This window comes from Burkholderia sp. HAN2018 (assembly GCF_024704855.1).
Classification (GTDB): Bacteria; Pseudomonadota; Gammaproteobacteria; order Burkholderiales; family Burkholderiaceae; genus Burkholderia; species Burkholderia cepacia.
Genome location: NZ_QOBB01000149.1, coordinates 1 through 18807, shown reverse-complemented (window position 1 = coordinate 18807; position 18807 = coordinate 1). Strand labels below are relative to the sequence as shown.

General features: G+C 61.4%; 14 protein-coding genes and 1 tRNA gene. All 15 read right to left on the bottom strand.

The genetic code is table 11. From position 1 onward, the window contains the following. Nucleotides 1–558, bottom strand: a 558-nt coding sequence (locus tag DPV74_RS28420) for a GTP-binding protein (protein ID WP_119338391.1), incomplete at its 3' end; no start/stop codon positions are given. A 39-nt stretch (nucleotides 559–597) separates the two neighbouring features. Further along, on the bottom strand, nucleotides 598–2700 hold the full coding sequence (gene fusA / locus DPV74_RS28415; RefSeq protein WP_021161762.1) for an elongation factor G: 2103 nt from the start codon (nucleotides 2698–2700) through the stop codon (nucleotides 598–600). A gap of 123 nt (nucleotides 2701–2823) precedes the next feature. Next, nucleotides 2824–3294 carry a 30S ribosomal protein S7 gene (rpsG, locus tag DPV74_RS28410; protein WP_006477195.1) on the bottom strand — a complete coding sequence of 157 codons (471 nt, stop codon included), beginning with the start codon at nucleotides 3292–3294 and terminating at the stop codon, nucleotides 2824–2826. A gap of 172 nt (nucleotides 3295–3466) precedes the next feature. Beyond that, on the bottom strand, nucleotides 3467–3847 hold the full coding sequence (gene rpsL, locus DPV74_RS28405) for a 30S ribosomal protein S12 (protein WP_006400662.1): 381 nt from the start codon (nucleotides 3845–3847) through the stop codon (nucleotides 3467–3469). Between the two features lie 227 nt (nucleotides 3848–4074). Continuing rightward, complete coding sequence (gene recQ, locus DPV74_RS28400) at nucleotides 4075–5922, bottom strand: DNA helicase RecQ (RefSeq protein ID WP_021161761.1); 1848 nt, start codon at nucleotides 5920–5922, stop codon at nucleotides 4075–4077. Between the two features lie 317 nt (nucleotides 5923–6239). Next, entirely contained in the window at nucleotides 6240–10487 is a 4248-nt protein-coding gene (rpoC, locus tag DPV74_RS28395; RefSeq protein ID WP_021161759.1) for a DNA-directed RNA polymerase subunit beta', read from the bottom strand. A gap of 21 nt (nucleotides 10488–10508) precedes the next feature. Continuing rightward, on the bottom strand, nucleotides 10509–14615 hold the full coding sequence (gene rpoB, locus DPV74_RS28390) for a DNA-directed RNA polymerase subunit beta (RefSeq protein ID WP_027788581.1): 4107 nt from the start codon (nucleotides 14613–14615) through the stop codon (nucleotides 10509–10511). 377 nt (nucleotides 14616–14992) lie between these two features. Continuing rightward, nucleotides 14993–15367 (bottom strand): 50S ribosomal protein L7/L12, encoded by a 375-nt coding sequence (gene rplL, locus DPV74_RS28385; RefSeq protein WP_021161757.1) that lies wholly within the window; start codon nucleotides 15365–15367, stop codon nucleotides 14993–14995. Nucleotides 15368–15430: 63 nt separating this feature from the next. Continuing rightward, nucleotides 15431–15928 (bottom strand): 50S ribosomal protein L10, encoded by a 498-nt coding sequence (rplJ, locus tag DPV74_RS28380; RefSeq protein ID WP_119338390.1) that lies wholly within the window; start codon nucleotides 15926–15928, stop codon nucleotides 15431–15433. Nucleotides 15929–16223: 295 nt separating this feature from the next. Further along, nucleotides 16224–16922 carry a 50S ribosomal protein L1 gene (gene rplA, locus DPV74_RS28375; RefSeq protein ID WP_006482906.1) on the bottom strand — a complete coding sequence of 233 codons (699 nt, stop codon included), beginning with the start codon at nucleotides 16920–16922 and terminating at the stop codon, nucleotides 16224–16226. Then, nucleotides 16923–17354, bottom strand: coding sequence for a 50S ribosomal protein L11 (gene rplK, locus DPV74_RS28370; protein ID WP_006477201.1), 432 nt, complete (start codon nucleotides 17352–17354; stop codon nucleotides 16923–16925). Between the two features lie 141 nt (nucleotides 17355–17495). Further along, nucleotides 17496–18053: a transcription termination/antitermination protein NusG gene (gene nusG / locus DPV74_RS28365; protein ID WP_006400672.1), complete on the bottom strand. Its 558-nt coding sequence runs from the start codon at nucleotides 18051–18053 to the stop codon at nucleotides 17496–17498. A gap of 1 nt (nucleotide 18054) precedes the next feature. Then, nucleotides 18055–18435: a preprotein translocase subunit SecE gene (gene secE / locus DPV74_RS28360; RefSeq protein ID WP_006482892.1), complete on the bottom strand. Its 381-nt coding sequence runs from the start codon at nucleotides 18433–18435 to the stop codon at nucleotides 18055–18057. 43 nt (nucleotides 18436–18478) lie between these two features. Beyond that, nucleotides 18479–18554: transfer RNA gene (locus tag DPV74_RS28355), tRNA-Trp, on the bottom strand. 59 nt (nucleotides 18555–18613) lie between these two features. Further along, nucleotides 18614–18807 (bottom strand): translation elongation factor Tu (locus DPV74_RS28350; RefSeq protein WP_075644242.1); only part of this gene is annotated, 194 nt, incomplete at its 5' end.

Below are 18807 nucleotides of genomic sequence, written 5' to 3'. Positions count from 1 at the left end.
CAGCTCGCCCGTGTCGCCTTCCAGCGCCAGCTTTGCCGAACCCTTCACGATCGGCGTGTCGTCGCCCGGGAAGTCGTACTTCGACAGGAGTTCGCGAACTTCCATCTCGACCAGCTCGAGCAGTTCAGCGTCGTCCACCATGTCGCACTTGTTCAGGAACACGATGATGTACGGAACGCCAACCTGACGCGCCAGCAGGATGTGCTCACGCGTTTGCGGCATCGGGCCGTCTGCTGCCGAGCAAACCAGGATCGCGCCGTCCATCTGCGCTGCGCCCGTGATCATGTTCTTCACATAGTCAGCGTGGCCCGGGCAGTCGACGTGTGCGTAGTGGCGGTTAGCCGTTTCGTACTCGACGTGCGCCGTGTTGATCGTGATGCCGCGCGCCTTTTCTTCCGGTGCCGCGTCGATCTGGTCGTACGCCTTCGCTTCGCCGCCGAACTTCTTCGTCAGAACCGTCGTGATCGCTGCCGTCAGCGTCGTCTTGCCGTGGTCAACGTGACCAATCGTACCAACGTTCACGTGCGGCTTGGTCCGCTCGAATTTACCTTTTGCCATGATTCTCTTCTTTCAAAAATTATCGATTGAGATAGCGAATTACTTCGACTTCGCGCTGATGATCGCATCAGCAACGTTGCGCGGAGCTTCAGCGTAGTGCTTGAACTCCATCGTGTACGTTGCACGACCTTGCGTCAGCGAGCGCAGCGACGTCGAATAGCCGAACATTTCCGACAGCGGCACTTCGGCGCGCACGATCTTGCCGCCGCCAACCATGTCTTCCATGCCCTGGACGATACCGCGACGGCCCGACAGGTCGCCCATCACGTTGCCCATGTAGTCTTCCGGCGTCTCGACTTCGACAGCCATCATCGGCTCGAGGACGACCGGGTTCGCCTTGCGCATTGCTTCCTTGAACGCCATCGAACCGGCCATGCGGAACGCGTTTTCGTTCGAGTCAACGTCGTGGTACGAACCGAACGTCAGGTGAACCTTCACGTCGACGACCGGGAAGCCAGCCAGCACGCCCGACTTCAGCGTGTCCTGGATACCCTTGTCGACCGCCGGGATGTATTCACGCGGAATCACACCACCCTTGATCTCGTCGAAGAACTCGTAGCCCTTGCCTTGTTCGTTCGGCTCGAGCGTGATGACCGCGTGACCGTACTGGCCGCGACCACCCGACTGCTTGACGAACTTGCCGTCGACGTCCTTCGCCGTCGAACGGATCGTTTCGCGGTATGCAACCTGCGGCTTGCCGACGGTTGCTTCCACGCCGAATTCACGCTTCATCCGGTCGACCAGAATTTCGAGGTGGAGCTCGCCCATGCCCGAAATGATGGTCTGGCCCGACTCTTCGTCGGTCTGCACGCGGAACGACGGATCTTCCTGTGCCAGACGGTTCAGCGCCAGGCCCATCTTTTCCTGGTCGGCCTTGGTCTTCGGCTCGACAGCCTGCGAAATCACCGGCTCCGGGAACACCATGCGCTCGAGCACGATCGGGTTTGCCGGATCGCACAGCGTGTCGCCGGTGGTCGCTTCCTTCAGGCCGACCGCAGCAGCGATGTCGCCTGCACGGACTTCCTTGATTTCTTCACGCTGGTTCGCGTGCATCTGCAGAATACGGCCGAGGCGTTCCTTCTTGCCCTTGGTCGAGTTCAGCAGCGTGTCGCCCGAGTTGACGACGCCCGAGTACACACGGAAGAAGATCAGCTGGCCGACGAACGGGTCGGTCATGATCTTGAACGCGAGCGACGAGAACTTCTCGTCGTCCGACGCCTTGCGCTCCGCTTCTTCACCGTTTTCGAGCTCGCCCTTGACCGGCGGGATGTCGACCGGCGACGGCAGGAAGTCGATCACGGCGTCGAGCATACGCTGCACGCCCTTGTTCTTGAACGCGGTACCGCACAGCATCGGCTGGATTTCGCACGCGATCGTACGATCACGCAGCGCCTTGACGATGTCGGCTTCAGGCAGATCGCCTTCTTCCAGGTACTTGTTCATCAGGTCTTCGCTGGCCTCAGCAGCCACTTCAACCATCTTTTCGCGCCATTCCTTGCAGGTCTCTGCGAGCTCAGCCGGGATGTCGACGTAGTCGAACTTCGTGCCTTGCGACGCTTCGTCCCAAATGATCGCCTTCATCTTGATCAGGTCGACGACGCCCTTGAAGTTTTCTTCCGCGCCGATCGGCACCACGACCGGAACCGGGTTCGCCTTCAGGCGCAGACGGAGCTGGTCGTAGACCTTGAAGAAGTTCGCGCCGGTACGGTCCATCTTGTTGACGAACGCGAGACGCGGCACCTTGTACTTGTTAGCCTGGCGCCACACCGTTTCCGACTGCGGCTGCACGCCGCCCACTGCGCAGTACACCATGCACGCGCCGTCGAGCACGCGCATCGAACGCTCCACTTCGATCGTGAAGTCGACGTGGCCCGGGGTGTCGATGATGTTGATGCGGTGTTCCGGATAGTTGCCGCCCATGCCCTTCCAGAAGGCCGTGGTAGCAGCGGACGTGATCGTGATGCCACGCTCCTGTTCCTGCTCCATCCAGTCCATCGTGGCTGCGCCGTCGTGGACTTCACCGATCTTGTGGTTCACACCGGTGTAAAACAGAATGCGCTCGGTCGTCGTCGTTTTGCCGGCGTCGATGTGAGCGCTAATACCGATATTGCGGTAGCGCTCGATAGGAGTCTTGCGAGCCACTTTGATCCTCTACTGGGATGACACGATGCAGCCCTGCTGCATCATGCTTCAACACAAACGGGCGAGGCGCCTGAAAAGCGCACCCGCCCGGAATTTATTTCCGCAAACAGCCCAGCCAGGCGCTTAGAAACGGAAATGCGAGAACGCGCGGTTGGCTTCTGCCATGCGGTGAACTTCATCGCGCTTCTTCATCGCGCCGCCACGGCCTTCGGCCGCTTCGGAGAGTTCACCTGCCAGGCGCAGAGCCATCGACTTCTCGCTGCGCTTCTTCGCAGCCTCACGCAGCCAGCGCATCGCCAATGCCATACGACGCGACGGGCGCACTTCGACCGGAACTTGATAGTTGGCACCACCAACGCGACGGCTCTTCACTTCGACCACCGGCTTGACGTTGTTGAGCGCAACCGTGAACACTTCCAGCGGGTCCTTGCCACCCTTGGTCTGGATCTGTTCGAATGCGCCATAAACGATGCGCTCCGCAACCGACTTCTTGCCGGACAGCATCAGCATGTTCATGAACTTGGCTACATCAACGTTACCGAACTTCGGATCCGGCAACACTTCCCGCTTGGGGACTTCGCGACGACGCGGCATGATTCTTCCTTTACTTGTTCAGTTGGAGCTGGAACCAGCTCCGCGGCCACCAACAAACCCGATCACATCTTCACGACTAACCAGCTTGGCCGGGTGACCACTTACTCGACAGCACCGGCAATCCGGCACTCCCGCCTTGACCGCCCTGCGGCGATCCCTGATCAAAAACTGCTTACTTGGCAGCCTTTGCACGCTTCGCGCCGTACTTCGAGCGCGCTTGCTTACGGTCCTTGACGCCCTGGGTATCCAGCGAGCCGCGAACCATGTGGTAACGCACACCCGGCAAGTCCTTCACACGGCCGCCGCGGATCAGCACAACCGAGTGTTCCTGCAGGTTGTGGCCTTCACCGCCGATGTACGAAATCACTTCGAAGCCGTTCGTCAGACGAACCTTGGCGACCTTACGGAGTGCCGAGTTCGGCTTCTTCGGCGTCGTCGTGTACACACGGGTGCACACGCCGCGACGCTGGGGGCAGTCCTGCAGGGCCGGGCTCTTGCTCTTCGTCGTTTCCGACTGACGGCCTTTGCGAACCAGTTGGTTGATGGTTGGCATTGTTTATTCCTGAAATTGAACAAAATCTGCACATCGATTTCGGGCAAAGCGAGAATCGGCGCACAGTTGACTTCCGAACCGGCGAAACGGGTGCGAGCTTTCGAACGCAACTCGGCCCACCGAATACCGGAACCCAGCATCATATTCCGGAAATACCAACTAAGTCAACGGCTTGCGTGATTCGCCGGCCGGACGCGTGGTTTACCGGAAGGGTCGGAACGCCTGTGTCAGGCAGACTCGACGACGTCGATGATCTCGTCGCCGAAGCGCTCCAGCTTGCGCACCCCCATGCCGGGGATATGGCGCAGGTCGTCGATCGTCTCCGGCGCGTTGCGTGCGATCTCGGCGAGCGTCGCGTCGTGGAAAATCACGTAGGCCGGCACGCCGTCCGTCTTCGCCGTTTCCGCGCGCCACGCGCGCAGCGCATCCCACCTTGCGCGCTCGCGCGTGCCCATGCCGGCCGTCGGATCGACGCGCGTGCCGCTGCGGCCCGACGACTGGCGCGTGCGCTGCGGCTTCACGTAGCGGCGCAGCGTGACCTTCTCCTCGTTCTTCAACACCGGCTTCGCGGCCTCGGTCAGCACGAGTGCACCGAAGCCGCCGTGATCGACGGCCAGGTAGCCGTACGCGACGAGCTGCCGAAATATCGCGCGCCACTCGGGCTCCGACAGCGACGCGCCGATCCCGAACGTCGTCAGCTGGTCGTGGCCCCGCTGCAACACCTTCTCGGTGCGCCCGCCGCGCAGGATCTCGATCAGGTGGCTCGAGCCGAAATTGAAGCCGCTCGCGCGCTGCGCGCGGAACACGCACGACAGCGCCATCTGCGCCTCACGCGTCGCGTCCCACGAAGCGGGCGGCTCGAGGCACGTATCGCAGTTGCCGCACGGCTTGCTCTCCTCGCCGAAGTAGTTCAGCAGCCGCACGCGGCGGCACGAGATCGTCTCGCACAGCCCGAGCAGCGCGTCGAGCTTCGACGTCTGGACGCGCTTGTGTGCGTCGTCGGCATCCGATTCGTCGATCATCTTGCGCTGCTGGACGACGTCGCCGAGCCCGTACGCCATCCACGCATTCGCGGGCATCCCGTCGCGGCCGGCGCGGCCCGTTTCCTGGTAGTAGCCTTCGACGCTCTTCGGCAGATCCAGGTGCGCGACGAAGCGCACGTCCGGCTTGTCGATGCCCATGCCGAACGCGATCGTCGCGCACATCACGATGCCTTCCTCGCGCTGGAACATTTCCTGGTGCTTCTGCCGCACCTCGAACTCCATCCCCGCGTGATACGGCAGCGCGCGCACGCCTTGCGCCTTCAGCCATTCGGCCGTTTCCTCGACCTTGCGGCGCGACAGGCAATAAACGACACCCGCATCCGTCGTGCCGTCGGCATTCGTGTGTTCGGCGCGGATGAAATCGAGCAGCTGCGATCGCGCGTTGTCCTTTTCGACGATCCGGTAGCGGATGTTCGGGCGGTCGAAGCTCGACACGAACACGCGTGCGTCGTCGAGCGCGAGACGGTGGATGATCTCGTCGCGCGTGATCGCATCGGCCGTCGCGGTCAATGCGATGCGCGGCACCGACGGAAATCGCTCGTGCAGCACCGACAGCTGGATGTATTCCGGGCGGAAATCGTGCCCCCATTGCGACACGCAGTGCGCTTCGTCGATCGCGAACAGGCCGATCTTCGCGCGCTCGAGCAGGTCGAGGAAGCGCCCTGTCATCAGCCGCTCGGGCGCGACATACAGCAGGTCGATTTCGCCTTCGCGCAGCGCCCGCTCGGTCGCCGCGGCCTCGGCGCCCGACAGTGTCGAGTTCAGGTACGCCGCGCGCACGCCCACTTCGCTCAGTGCGGCGACCTGGTCCTGCATCAGCGCGATCAGCGGCGACACGACGATACCGGCACCCTGCCCGGCCTCGCGACGCAGCAGCGCCGGAATCTGGTAGCACAGCGACTTGCCGCCGCCGGTCGGCATCAGCACGAGACAATCGCCGCCGCCGGCGACGTGTTCGACGATTTCGCCCTGCTGGCCGCGAAAAGCGGGATAACCAAATACTTCGTCGAGGATTTCGAGGGCGCGGGACATGAAAGAGGGCGGGGACGGCTGGACGATGACCGCAATTTTAACAACCCGCTCGCGGGACGCGTGGCGAATCGTGCGGTTTTGGCCGATCGGCCAGGGTTCGTTCGCGTGCATGACGAGCCTGCCACGACCGCGCCGCAAGTGATTGCAACGGCTTCGGTGGCGCTTGCAGTCAGGCCGCACGTCCGTCGCGAGCAAGCGAGGCCGGCACGGCACAGGCGCGTCATGCACGCGAACGACAGATGAAAAAAAACCGCCCGGCAAAACCGGGCGGTCTCGGTGACAGCGTGGTGAGGCAAGGCGGCTCGCGCCGCCCGCGCTTACTCGGCTGCCGGGTGCTGTTGCGGCTCTTCCGCAGCAGGCGTGCTCGGCGTGCCGAAATCGAACGCCTCTTCCGCTGCGATCTGGTCGAAACGCTCGCGATCCGACGATTCCTTCGCCTTGCGTGCCTTGTGGAACGCGAGACCCGTACCGGCCGGAATCAGGCGGCCGACGATCACGTTTTCCTTCAGGCCGCGCAGATCGTCGCGCTTGCCCATGATCGCCGCTTCGGTCAGCACGCGGGTCGTTTCCTGGAACGATGCCGCGGAGATGAACGAGTCGGTCGACAGCGATGCCTTCGTGATACCGAGCAGCACGTTGTCGTACGAAGCCGGACGCTTGTCCTCGGCGATCATGCGATCGTTCTCGTCCAGCATGTCGGAACGCTCGACCTGTTCGCCCGGGATGAAGCGCGTATCGCCGTTGTCGGTGATCTGCACACGACGCAGCATCTGGCGAACGATCACCTCGATGTGCTTGTCGTTGATCTTCACGCCCTGCAGACGATACACGTCCTGCACTTCGTCGACGATGTAGCGCGACAGCGCCTCGATACCCTGCAGACGCAGGATGTCGTGCGGATCGGCCGGACCGTCCACGATCATTTCGCCCTTGTTGACGACCTGGGCATCGTGAACCAGAACCTGCTTTTCCTTCGCGATCAGGAACTCGTGCTGGTTGCCCTCGAGATCCGTGATGACGAGACGCTGCTTGCCCTTCGTGTCCTTACCGAACGACGTCGTACCGGTGACTTCCGCGAGAATGCCGGCATCCTTCGGCGAACGCGCTTCGAACAGTTCCGCCACCCGCGGCAGACCGCCGGTAATGTCACGCGTCTTCTGCGCTTCCGTCGGGATACGTGCGAGCACTTCACCGACCTGCACTTGCTGACCATCCTTCACGGTGATCAGTGCGCCGACCTGGAAGCCGATCTGCACCGCGTGCTCCGTGCCCGGAATCTTCACTTCGTCGCCGTTCGCATCGAGCAGCTTGACCTGCGGACGCACGCTCTTCGAAGCCTGCGAACCACGGCGCTTCACGTCGATCACGACCAGCGTCGACAGGCCGGTCACGTCGTCGATCTGCTTCGCGACGGTCACGCCTTCCTCGACGTTCTCGAACTTCACCGTACCACCGTACTCGGTGATGATCGGACGCGTCAGCGGATCCCACGTGGCGAGCTGCGTGCCTGCCTTGATCGTCGCGCCGTCGAGCTGCAGCAGCGTCGCGCCGTACGGCACTTTGTGACGCTCGCGCTCGCGACCGAAATCGTCGGTGATCATCGCTTCGCCCGAACGGGAAATGACGATCTGCTCGCCCTTCGCGTTCGTGACGTAACGCATCGTCGCCGTGAAGCGGACGATACCGTTGCTCTTCGCTTCGACCGACGAAGCCACTGCCGCACGCGATGCCGCACCACCGATGTGGAACGTACGCATCGTCAGCTGCGTGCCCGGTTCACCGATCGACTGTGCCGCGATCACGCCGACTGCTTCGCCGACGTTCACGAGCGAGCCGCGGCCGAGGTCACGGCCGTAGCACGACGCACACAGACCGTAGCGCGTTTCGCAGGTCAGCGGCGTGCGCACGCGCACTTCGTCGATGCCGAGGCGTTCGATTTCCTCGACCGCCGTTTCATCGAGCAGCGTGCCCGATTCGTACACCGTTTCCTGCGTTTCCGGGTTCACGACGTCCGCAACCGCAACGCGGCCGAGGATACGGTCGCGCAGCGCCTCGACGACTTCACCGCCTTCGACGAGTGCCTTCATCGCCACGCCGTTCGACGTGCCGCAATCGTCTTCCACGACGACCAGATCCTGCGTGACGTCGACGAGACGACGCGTCAGGTAACCCGAGTTCGCGGTCTTCAGTGCCGTATCAGCCAGACCCTTACGTGCACCGTGGGTCGAGATGAAGTACTGCAACACGTTCAGACCTTCGCGGAAGTTCGCGGTAATCGGCGTCTCGATAATCGAGCCGTCCGGCTTCGCCATCAGGCCACGCATACCGGCCAGCTGACGAATCTGAACCGCCGAACCCCGGGCGCCCGAGTCGGCCATCATGTAGATCGAGTTGAACGACTCCTGGCGCGTCTCGTTGCCGTCGCGGTCCGTCACCGGCTCCGTCGACAGCTGCTCCATCATCGCCTTGCCGACCGCTTCCGACGTTGCCGACCAGATGTCGACCACGTTGTTGTAGCGTTCCTGCGCGGTGACGAGACCCGACATGTACTGGCGGTCGTACTCCTTCACCTTCTTCGCGGCGTCGCCGACGATCGTTTCCTTCTGCGGCGGCACGAGCATGTCGTCCACGCAGATCGAAATGCCGGCGCGCGTCGCGAGACGGAAACCCGACTGCATCAGCTGGTCGGCAAACACCACCGTCGCGCGCAGACCGCACTTGCGGAACGCCGTGTTGATCAGGCGCGAGATTTCCTTCTTCTTCAGCGGCTTGTTCAGCACCGAGAACGGCAGGCCGTGCGGCAGGATCTCCGACAGGATCGCGCGGCCGACGGTCGTCGCGTACAGCGAGATCTTCGGCACGAACGGCGGCGCGCCTTCCGACGTGTCCTCGTTGTGGACCATTTCGGTGATCCGCACGTTGACGCGCGATGCGAGCTCGACTTCCTTGTTCTCGTACGCGCGGATCACTTCCGACACGCCCGTGAACGACAGGCCTTCGCCCTTGCCGTTGACCGCTTCGCGGGTCGCGTAGTACAGACCCAGCACGATATCCTGCGACGGCACGATCGACGGATCGCCGTTGGCCGGGAACAGCACGTTGTTCGACGCCAGCATCAGCGTACGCGCTTCCATCTGCGCTTCGAGCGACAGCGGCACGTGAACGGCCATCTGGTCACCGTCGAAGTCGGCGTTGAACGCCGCGCAGACGAGCGGGTGCAGCTGAATTGCCTTGCCTTCGATCAGCACCGGCTCGAACGCCTGGATACCGAGACGGTGCAGCGTCGGCGCACGGTTCAGCATCACCGGGTGCTCGCGGATCACCTCTTCGAGGATGTCCCACACCACCGGCGTCTGGTTCTCGACTTCCTTCTTCGCAGCCTTGATGGTCGTCGCGACGCCCATCACTTCCAGCTTGTTGAAGATGAACGGCTTGAACAGCTCGAGCGCCATCAGCTTCGGCAGACCGCACTGGTGCAGCTTCAGCGTCGGGCCGACCACGATGACCGAACGGCCCGAGTAGTCGACGCGCTTGCCCAGCAGGTTCTGACGGAAACGACCGCCCTTACCCTTGATCATGTCGGCGAGCGACTTCAGCGGACGCTTGTTCGCACCCGTCATCGCCTTGCCGCGACGGCCGTTGTCGAGCAGCGAGTCGACGGCTTCCTGCAGCATCCGCTTTTCGTTGCGGACGATGATTTCAGGGGCCTTCAGCTCGAGCAGGCGCTTCAACCGGTTGTTACGGTTGATCACGCGGCGGTACAGGTCGTTCAGGTCCGACGTCGCGAAACGGCCGCCGTCCAGCGGCACGAGCGGACGCAGTTCCGGCGGCAGCACCGGCAGCACTTCGAGGATCATCCACTCGGGCTTGATGCCCGAGCGCTGGAATGCCTCGAGGACCTTCAGGCGCTTCGCGTACTTCTTGATCTTCGCTTCCGAGCCGGTGTTCTTCAGCTCGGTGCGCAGCGTCTCGACCTGCTCGTCGATGTTGATCGCGCGCAGCAGTTCACGCACGCCTTCCGCGCCCATTTCGGCACGGAATTCGTCGCCGTATTCCTCGACCTTGTTGTAGTAATCCTCTTCGGTCATGATCTGCCGCGCCTTCAGCGGCGTCATGCCCGGTTCGATCACCACGTACGCTTCGAAGTACAGCACGCGTTCGATGTCGCGCAGCGTCATGTCGAGCACCATGCCCAGACGCGACGGCAGCGACTTCAGGAACCAGATGTGCGCGACCGGCGAGGCCAGTTCGATGTGGCCCATCCGTTCGCGACGCACCTTCGCCAGCGTCACTTCGACGCCGCACTTCTCGCAGATCACGCCGCGGTGCTTCAGGCGCTTGTACTTGCCGCACAGGCACTCGTAGTCCTTGATCGGCCCGAAGATCTTCGCGCAGAAGAGACCATCGCGTTCCGGCTTGAACGTACGGTAGTTGATGGTCTCCGGCTTCTTCACTTCGCCGAACGACCACGAACGGATCTTGTCAGGCGAAGCCAGACCGATCTTGATCGCGTCGAAAACTTCTTCCTGTTGGACTTGCTTGAATAGATCGAGCAGAGCTTTCATTGCTTTCTCTCCGTAGTCCGATTAATTGCGGTCGAGATCGATATCGATACCGAGCGAGCGGATTTCCTTCACGAGCACGTTGAAGGATTCCGGCATGCCTGCATCGATCACGTGGTCGCCCTTGACGAGGTTTTCGTACACCTTCGTCCGGCCGGTCACGTCGTCCGACTTCACCGTCAGCATTTCCTGCAGCACGTAGGACGCGCCGTACGCTTCGAGTGCCCACACTTCCATTTCACCGAAACGCTGGCCACCGAACTGCGCCTTACCACCCAGCGGCTGCTGCGTGACGAGCGAGTACGGGCCGGTCGAACGCGCGTGCATCTTGTCGTCGACCAAGTGGTGCAGCTTCAGGTAGTGCATGTAGCCCAGCGTCACGCGACGTTCGAACATTTCACCCGTGCGGCCGTCGTACAGACGGACCTGGTTCTTCGACGGGTTCATGCCGAGCTGTTCGGCGATGTCGTCCGGGAACGCGAGGTCGAGCATCTTGCCCATTTCTTCCTCGGTCGCACCGTCGAACACCGGCGTCGCGAACGGCACGCCTTCGCGCAGGTTCTTCGCGAGTTCGAGGATCTCGTCGTCGGTGAAGCTTTCCAGGTCTTCCTGGCGGCCCGACTCGTTGTAGATCTTCGTCAGGAACACGCGCAGTTCCTCGATCTTCGCCTGACGCTGCAGCATTTCGCCGATACGCCAGCCGAGGCCCTTCGCAGCCCAGCCGAGGTGCACTTCCAGAACCTGACCCACGTTCATCCGCGACGGCACGCCCAGCGGGTTCAGCACGACGTCTGCCGGACGGCCGTCGGCCATGTACGGCATGTCTTCGATCGGGACGATCTTCGACACGACACCCTTGTTACCGTGACGGCCTGCCATCTTGTCGCCAGGCTGCAGACGGCGCTTCACCGCGAGGTAGACCTTGACCATCTTCAGCACGCCCGGCGGCAGTTCGTCGCCTTGCGTGAGCTTCTTGCGCTTCTCTTCGAACGCGAGGTCGAACTGGTGACGCTTCTCTTCGATCGAGTTCTTGATCGCTTCGAGCGATGCCGCTGCTTCGTCGTCCGCGAGGCGGATGTCGAACCAGTGGTAGTGGTCGAGGTCTTCCAGGTAAGCCTGGTCGATCTTCGTGCCCTTCGCGAGCTTCTTCGGACCGCCGTTCGCGACCTTGCCCACCAGCATGCGTGCGAGACGCTGGAACGCGTCGCCTTCCACGATGCGCAGCTGGTCGTTCAGGTCGAGACGGTAGCGCTTCAGTTCGTCGTCGATGATCTGTTGCGCACGCTTGTCGCGCTGGATGCCTTCACGCGTGAACACCTGGACGTCGATCACGGTACCGCTCATGCCCGACGGCACGCGCAGCGACGTGTCCTTCACGTCCGAAGCCTTCTCGCCGAAGATCGCGCGCAGCAGCTTCTCTTCCGGCGTCAGCTGGGTCTCGCCCTTCGGCGTGACCTTGCCGACCAGCACGTCGCCTGCTTCGACCTCAGCACCGATGTACACGATGCCCGATTCGTCGAGACGGCCGAGCTGGACTTCCGCCAGGTTCGAGATGTCGCGCGTGATTTCTTCCGGCCCGAGCTTCGTGTCGCGTGCAACGACGTTCAGCTCTTCGATGTGGATCGACGTGTAGCGATCGTCCGCAACCACCTTCTCCGAGATCAGGATCGAGTCTTCGAAGTTGTAGCCGTTCCACGGCATGAACGCGATCAGCATGTTCTGGCCGAGCGCGAGCTCGCCCAGGTCCGTCGAGGCGCCGTCGGCCAGCACGTCGCCGCGCGAGACCTTGTCGCCCATCTTCACGATCGGACGCTGGTTGATGTTCGTGTTCTGGTTCGAACGCGTGTACTTGATCAGGTTGTAGATGTCGACACCGACTTCACCTGCGACCGCTTCGTCGTCGTTCACGCGAATCACGATACGGCCTGCGTCGACATAGTCGACGACGCCGCCGCGGAACGCCTGAACCGTCGTACCCGAGTCAACCGCGCAGGTGCGCTCGATACCCGTCCCGACGACCGGCTTTTCCGGACGCAGACACGGCACGGCCTGACGCTGCATGTTCGAACCCATCAGTGCACGGTTCGCATCGTCGTGCTCGAGGAACGGAATCAGCGAGGCTGCAACCGACACGATCTGCGACGGCGCGACGTCCATGTACTGGATACGGTCCGGCGTGACCATCATCGTTTCGCCGGCTTCACGCGACGACACGAGTTCGTCGATCAGCGTGCCGTTCTCGTCGATCGCGGCGTTCGCCTGAGCGATCATGTAGCGGCCTTCCTCGATCGCCGACAGGTAGTCGATCTGGTCGGTCACCTTGCTGTCCACGACCTTGCGGTACGGCGTCTCGAGGAAGCCGTACTCGTTCAGGTGCGCGTACAGTGCGAGCGAGTTGATCAGACCGATGTTCGGACCTTCCGGCGTTTCGATCGGGCACACACGGCCATAGTGGGTCGGGTGCACGTCACGAACTTCGAAGCCTGCGCGTTCGCGCGTCAGACCGCCCGGGCCCAGTGCGGAAACACGGCGCTTGTGCGTGATTTCCGACAGCGGGTTGGTCTGGTCCATGAACTGCGACAGCTGCGACGAACCGAAGAACTCGCGGATCGCCGACGAAATCGGCTTCGAGTTGATCAGGTCGTGCGGCATCAGGTTTTCGCTTTCGGCCTGGCCGAGGCGTTCCTTGACCGCGCGCTCGACACGCACGAGACCGGCGCGGAACTGGTTTTCCGCCAGTTCGCCGACGCAACGCACGCGACGGTTGCCGAGGTGGTCGATGTCGTCCACTTCGCCCTTGCCGTTGCGCAGTTCGACGAGGATCTTGATCGTCGCGAGGATGTCGTCGTCCTGCAGCGTCATCGGGCCGGTGATCTCGTCACGGCTGACGCGGCGGTTGAACTTCATGCGGCCGACCTTCGACAGGTCGTACGCTTCTTCGCTGTAGAACAGACGATTGAACAGGGCCTCGACCGCTTCTTCGGTCGGCGGCTCGCCCGGACGCATCATGCGGTAGATCGCGATGCGCGCGGCAGTCTTGTCGGTCGTTTCGTCGACACGCAGCGTCGACGAGATGTACGGGCCCTGGTCCAGGTCGTTCGTGTAGAGCGTCTGGATGTCCTTGATGCCCGCTTCGCGCAGCTTCTCGAGCACGCTTTCCGTGACTTCGTCGTTCGCGCTCGCGATCACTTCGCCGGTGTCGCCGTCGACGACGTTCTTCGCCAGCACGCGGCCGAGCAGATAGTCTTCCGGCACCGAGATGAACTTGGTCTTCGCGGCTTCGAGATCGCGAATGTGCTTCGCGTTGATCCGCTTGTCCTTCTGGACGATGACCTTGCCATCACGATCCGTGATGTCGAAACGCGCGACTTCACCACGCAGGCGCTCGGGCACGAACTCGAGTTGTGCGCCTTCGTCCATCAGCGTGAAGTTGTCGAACACGAAGAAGTTCGCGAGAATCTGTTCCGGCGTCAGGCCGATGGCCTTCAGCAGGATCGTGACCGGCATCTTGCGGCGACGGTCGACGCGGAAGTACAGGATGTCCTTCGGATCGAATTCGAAGTCGAGCCACGAGCCGCGGTACGGAATGATCCGTGCCGAGAACAGCAGCTTGCCCGAGCTGTGCGTCTTGCCCTTGTCGTGTTCGAAGAACACGCCCGGCGAACGGTGCAGCTGCGAGACGATGACACGCTCGGTGCCGTTGATGACGAACGAGCCCGTCGGCGTCATGAGCGGAATTTCGCCCATGTACACTTCCTGCTCTTTCACTTCCTTGACGACCGGCTTGTTCGGCGATTCCTTGTCGAGGATGACAAGGCGGACCTTCGCGCGCAGCGCGGAGCAGTACGTCAGGCCGCGCTGCTGGCATTCCTTGATGTTGAATGCCGGCGCGGACAACGCGTAGCTCACGAACTCGAGGCGCGCGAAGCCGTTGTGCGAAACAATGGGAAATACCGATGTGAACGCGGCCTGCAAACCTTCAGGCTTGCGTTGCGTGGCCGGCACATCGGCTTGCAGAAACGTGCTGAATGATTCAAGCTGGGTAGCCAGCAAGAAAGGAACTTGGTGAACGATGGGGCGCTTCGCGAAACTCTTGCGAATGCGCTTCTTCTCGGTGAAGGAATATTGCATACGATCTCCGAATCACGGCGGGTGCTATCGAGGCGGAATACCTGGACGTTTCAAACCCGAGTGTTCACCGACTGAGACCCGATGGCCGTCCGACGGCTTGAACGAGCCGAGAAGCTTGGTGGTTGGCCGCTACCAACCGCTGGCTGACGGCAGCGGATGCCTGTGTTGCCCGCTACCCGACCAAACTTGCCTTCTGCAGTCGCTTCAGAAGACAAAGAGAACCGCCATTCGTGACCAATCACAACGATCAGGCGGTTTTCTTTGGCTTCTGGGGCCGATTATTCGGGCTCCCGAATGAGTGCCAGAATAACGTCCCCACAAAGCACAAAAAGGCCGGCGGTGAAAATACCGCCAGCCTTCGCACAGCGCGCCGAAACTTACTTGACTTCGACCTTCGCGCCAGCTTCTTCCAGCTTCTTCTTGGCTTCTTCAGCAGCAGCCTTGTCGACGCCTTCCTTGACAGCCTTCGGTGCGCCGTCAACGACGTCCTTCGCTTCCTTCAGGCCCAGGCCCGTCAGTTCGCGAACTGCCTTGATGACTGCAACCTTGTTGCTGCCTGCTTCAGCCAGAACGACCGTGAATTCGGTCTTCTCTTCTGCAGCAGCAGCAGCGCCGCCGCCTGCCGGGCCAGCGACTGCCACTGCAGCTGCCGACACGCCAAACTTCTCTTCGAACGCCTTGACCAGTTCGTTCAGTTCCAGAACGGTCATCCCTTCGACTGCTGCCAGGATGTCTTCTTTTGCGATTGCCATTTGAAATACTCCTAAATTGAATTCGGATACAGCCAGCGATCAATGACGCTGATGCACGTTCGATTACGCAGCTTCCGCTTGCCTCTTCTCTGCCAGCGCGGCCAGGGCACGCGCGAAGCCCGAAACAGGCGATTGCATAACGAACAGCAGCTTCGAGAGCAGTTCTTCGCGGCTCGGGATGCTTGCCAGCGCTTGCACGCCAGCCTTGTCCATCACCTTGCCATCGAACGAACCAGCCTTGATGACCAACTTGTCATTGCTCTTGCTGAAGTCGTTGACGACCTTAGCAGCAGCAATTGCATCTTCCGAGATGCCATAGATCAACGGGCCAGTCATCTGCTCTGCCAGCGGAGCAAACGGCGTACCTTCAACGGCGCGGCGCGCCAGCGTGTTCTTCAACACGCGCAGGTAAACCTGTTGCTCACGCGCTTGCGCGCGCAGCTTGGTCAGATCGCCAACCGCAATTCCACGATACTCAGCCAGCACAACGGTCTGGGCCTTCGCGACTTGCGCGGAAACCTCAGCGACGACGGCTTGCTTGTCTTCTCTATTAAGCGGCACGGTTAGCCTCCAGAAACGATACGTTCGGCACGAAACCTCACGTACCTCGTTCAACAACGGCGTCCGACCTCGTTAGGAGTATTTCCACCTCATGCCGCGAATCGCTTCACGGCCTGCGGCTTCACCACTGCAAAACTTTTTCGGGTTCGCCATCTGCGTTGGCTTGAATTAAGGGATCACCTGACTGCTGCGCCCCACCAACGGTCTTTGATAACCGGTTGCCCGCCCTGCTGCACGAACAACCGCCCAAAGCCCATGTAGGCCGCTTCGCGAACGAAGCGGCCCGAAATCTTGCTTACTGTGCGGCCAGCGTAGCCTGGTCGACACGCACGCCGACGCCCATCGTGCTCGACAGTGCGATCTTGCGCAGGTAGACGCCCTTGCTCGTTGCCGGCTTTGCCTTCTGCAGCGCTTCGATCAGTGCCGACAGGTTCGAACGCAGTGCGGTCGGCTCGAACGATGCACGGCCGATGGTCGCGTGGATGATACCGGCCTTGTCGACACGGAATTGCACCTGACCAGCCTTCGCGTTCTTGACGGCGGTTGCGACGTCCGGCGTGACCGTACCGACCTTCGGGTTCGGCATCAGGCCGCGCGGGCCGAGGATCTGACCCAGCGTACCGACGATACGCATCGTGTCCGGCGAAGCGATCACGATGTCGAAGTCCATCTGGCCAGCCTTGATCTGCTCAGCCAGGTCTTCCATACCGACGATTTCCGCGCCTGCTGCACGAGCTTGCTCAGCCTTCTCGCCTTGCGCGAACACTGCAACGCGAACCGACTTGCCCGTACCCGCCGGCAGAACGACCGAACCGCGAACGACCTGGTCCGACTTCTTCGCATCGATGCCGAGCTGGACTGCGACGTCGATCGACTCGTCGAACTTCGCGCTCGCGCATTCCTTCACGAGGCTCAGTGCGTCTTCGATCGCGTACAGCTTCTGACGATCAACCTTGGCGGCAAATGCCTGACGGCGCTTGGAGATCTTAGCCATTTACACGCCCTCCACAGTGATGCCCATCGAGCGTGCGCTACCAGCGATGGTGCGAACGGCTGCGTCCAGATCAGCTGCCGTAAGGTCCGGCATCTTGGTCTTCGCGATTTCTTCGGCTTGAGCGCGCGTGATCGAACCGACCTTGTCGGTGTGCGGCTTGCTCGAGCCCTTGTCCACCTTCGCCGCCTTCTTGATCAGGACGGTCGCCGGCGGCGTCTTCATCACGAACGTGAAGCTCTTGTCAGCGAATGCCGTGATGACCACCGGCACCGGCAGACCCGGCTCCATGCCTTGAGTCTGCGCGTTGAACGCCTTGCAGAACTCCATGATGTTCAGGCCGCGCTGGCCCAGTGCCGGACCGACCGGCGGCGACGGGTTGGCTTTACCTGCAGGGATCTGCAGCTTGATAAAGCCGATAATCTTCTTTGCCATTTGTGAACCTCATTGGAACGCCGGAAGGGCGTTCGGTGAGTGATAACGCGCTTTCGCCTCTGACTACTGACGCTCCTCAACGGCCATGACGCGGGCCGTAAGCGCGAAGGTGGGCAGCCGAGGCTGCCCACCGAATCGGGATCAAACTTTTTCGACCTGGCCGAACTCGAGTTCGACCGGGGTGGATCGACCAAAGATGGTGACCGACACACGCACGCGCGATTTTTCGTAGTTGACTTCTTCGACGGTGCCGTTGAAGTCCGTGAACGGGCCTTCCTTCACACGCACCATCTCGCCGACTTCGAACAGGGTCTTCGGGCGCGGCTTCTCGACGCCTTCCTGCATCTGCGACATGATCTTCTCGACTTCCTTCGGGGAAATCGGGGTCGGGCGGTTACGTGCACCGCCGACGAAACCGGTAACCTTCGCGGTGTTCTTCACGAGGTGCCACGTTTCGTCCGTCATTTCCATCTCCACCAGCACGTAGCCGGGGAAAAATCGACGCTCGGTTACTGCCTTGTGGCCGCCTTTGACTTCGACCACTTCTTCGGTCGGAACCAGGATCTGACCGAATTTGTCCTGCATGCCAGCACGTTCGATGCGCTCCTGAAGCGCACGTTGCACGCTCTTCTCCATACCGGAGTAGGCGTGCACGACGTACCAACGCTTTCCGCTCGGGGATGCCGGAGTATCGCTCATATCATTTCCAACCCAGAATCGCCGAGAAAATCACCCATTCGATCGATTTGTCACTCAACCAGAGGAAAATCGCCATCACGAGCACGAAACCGAACACGACGAGTGTGGTTTGCGTTGCTTCTTTGCGGGTGGGCCAAACGACCTTCCGGACTTCCTTGTACGAATCCTTGGCAAAGGCGATGAGGCTCTTGCCAGGGGCGGACATCAGCCCGACGGCCACGCCGGCGATGATCCCTACCGCCAACGCGGCACCGCGGACATACCACTGCTGATTGGCCAGCCAGAAGAAGCCCACGAATCCGGCCAAGACCAACAATACGCCCAGGGCCAGCATCAGCTTATCGCCGGAGGTATTTACAGTTTCGACGGATGGATTCGCCATAACACCTTAAAACAAATGCCACGTAGAACACGTGGCTATTTTTTGGCAGGGGCAGAGGGAATCGAACCCCCAACCTTCGGTTTTGGAGACCGACGCTCTGCCAGTTGAGCTATACCCCTAAACCATACTGGGGCTGGCTGTTGCCAGCCCCAAAACTGTCGATCAACGAATAACTGGCTTACTCGATGATCTTGGCGACGACGCCGGCGCCGACCGTACGGCCACCTTCGCGGATTGCGAAGCGCAGACCTTCTTCCATCGCGATCGGTGCAATCAGCTTCACCGTGATCGACACGTTGTCGCCCGGCATCACCATTTCCTTGTCCTTCGGCAGCTCGATCGAGCCCGTCACGTCCGTCGTACGGAAGTAGA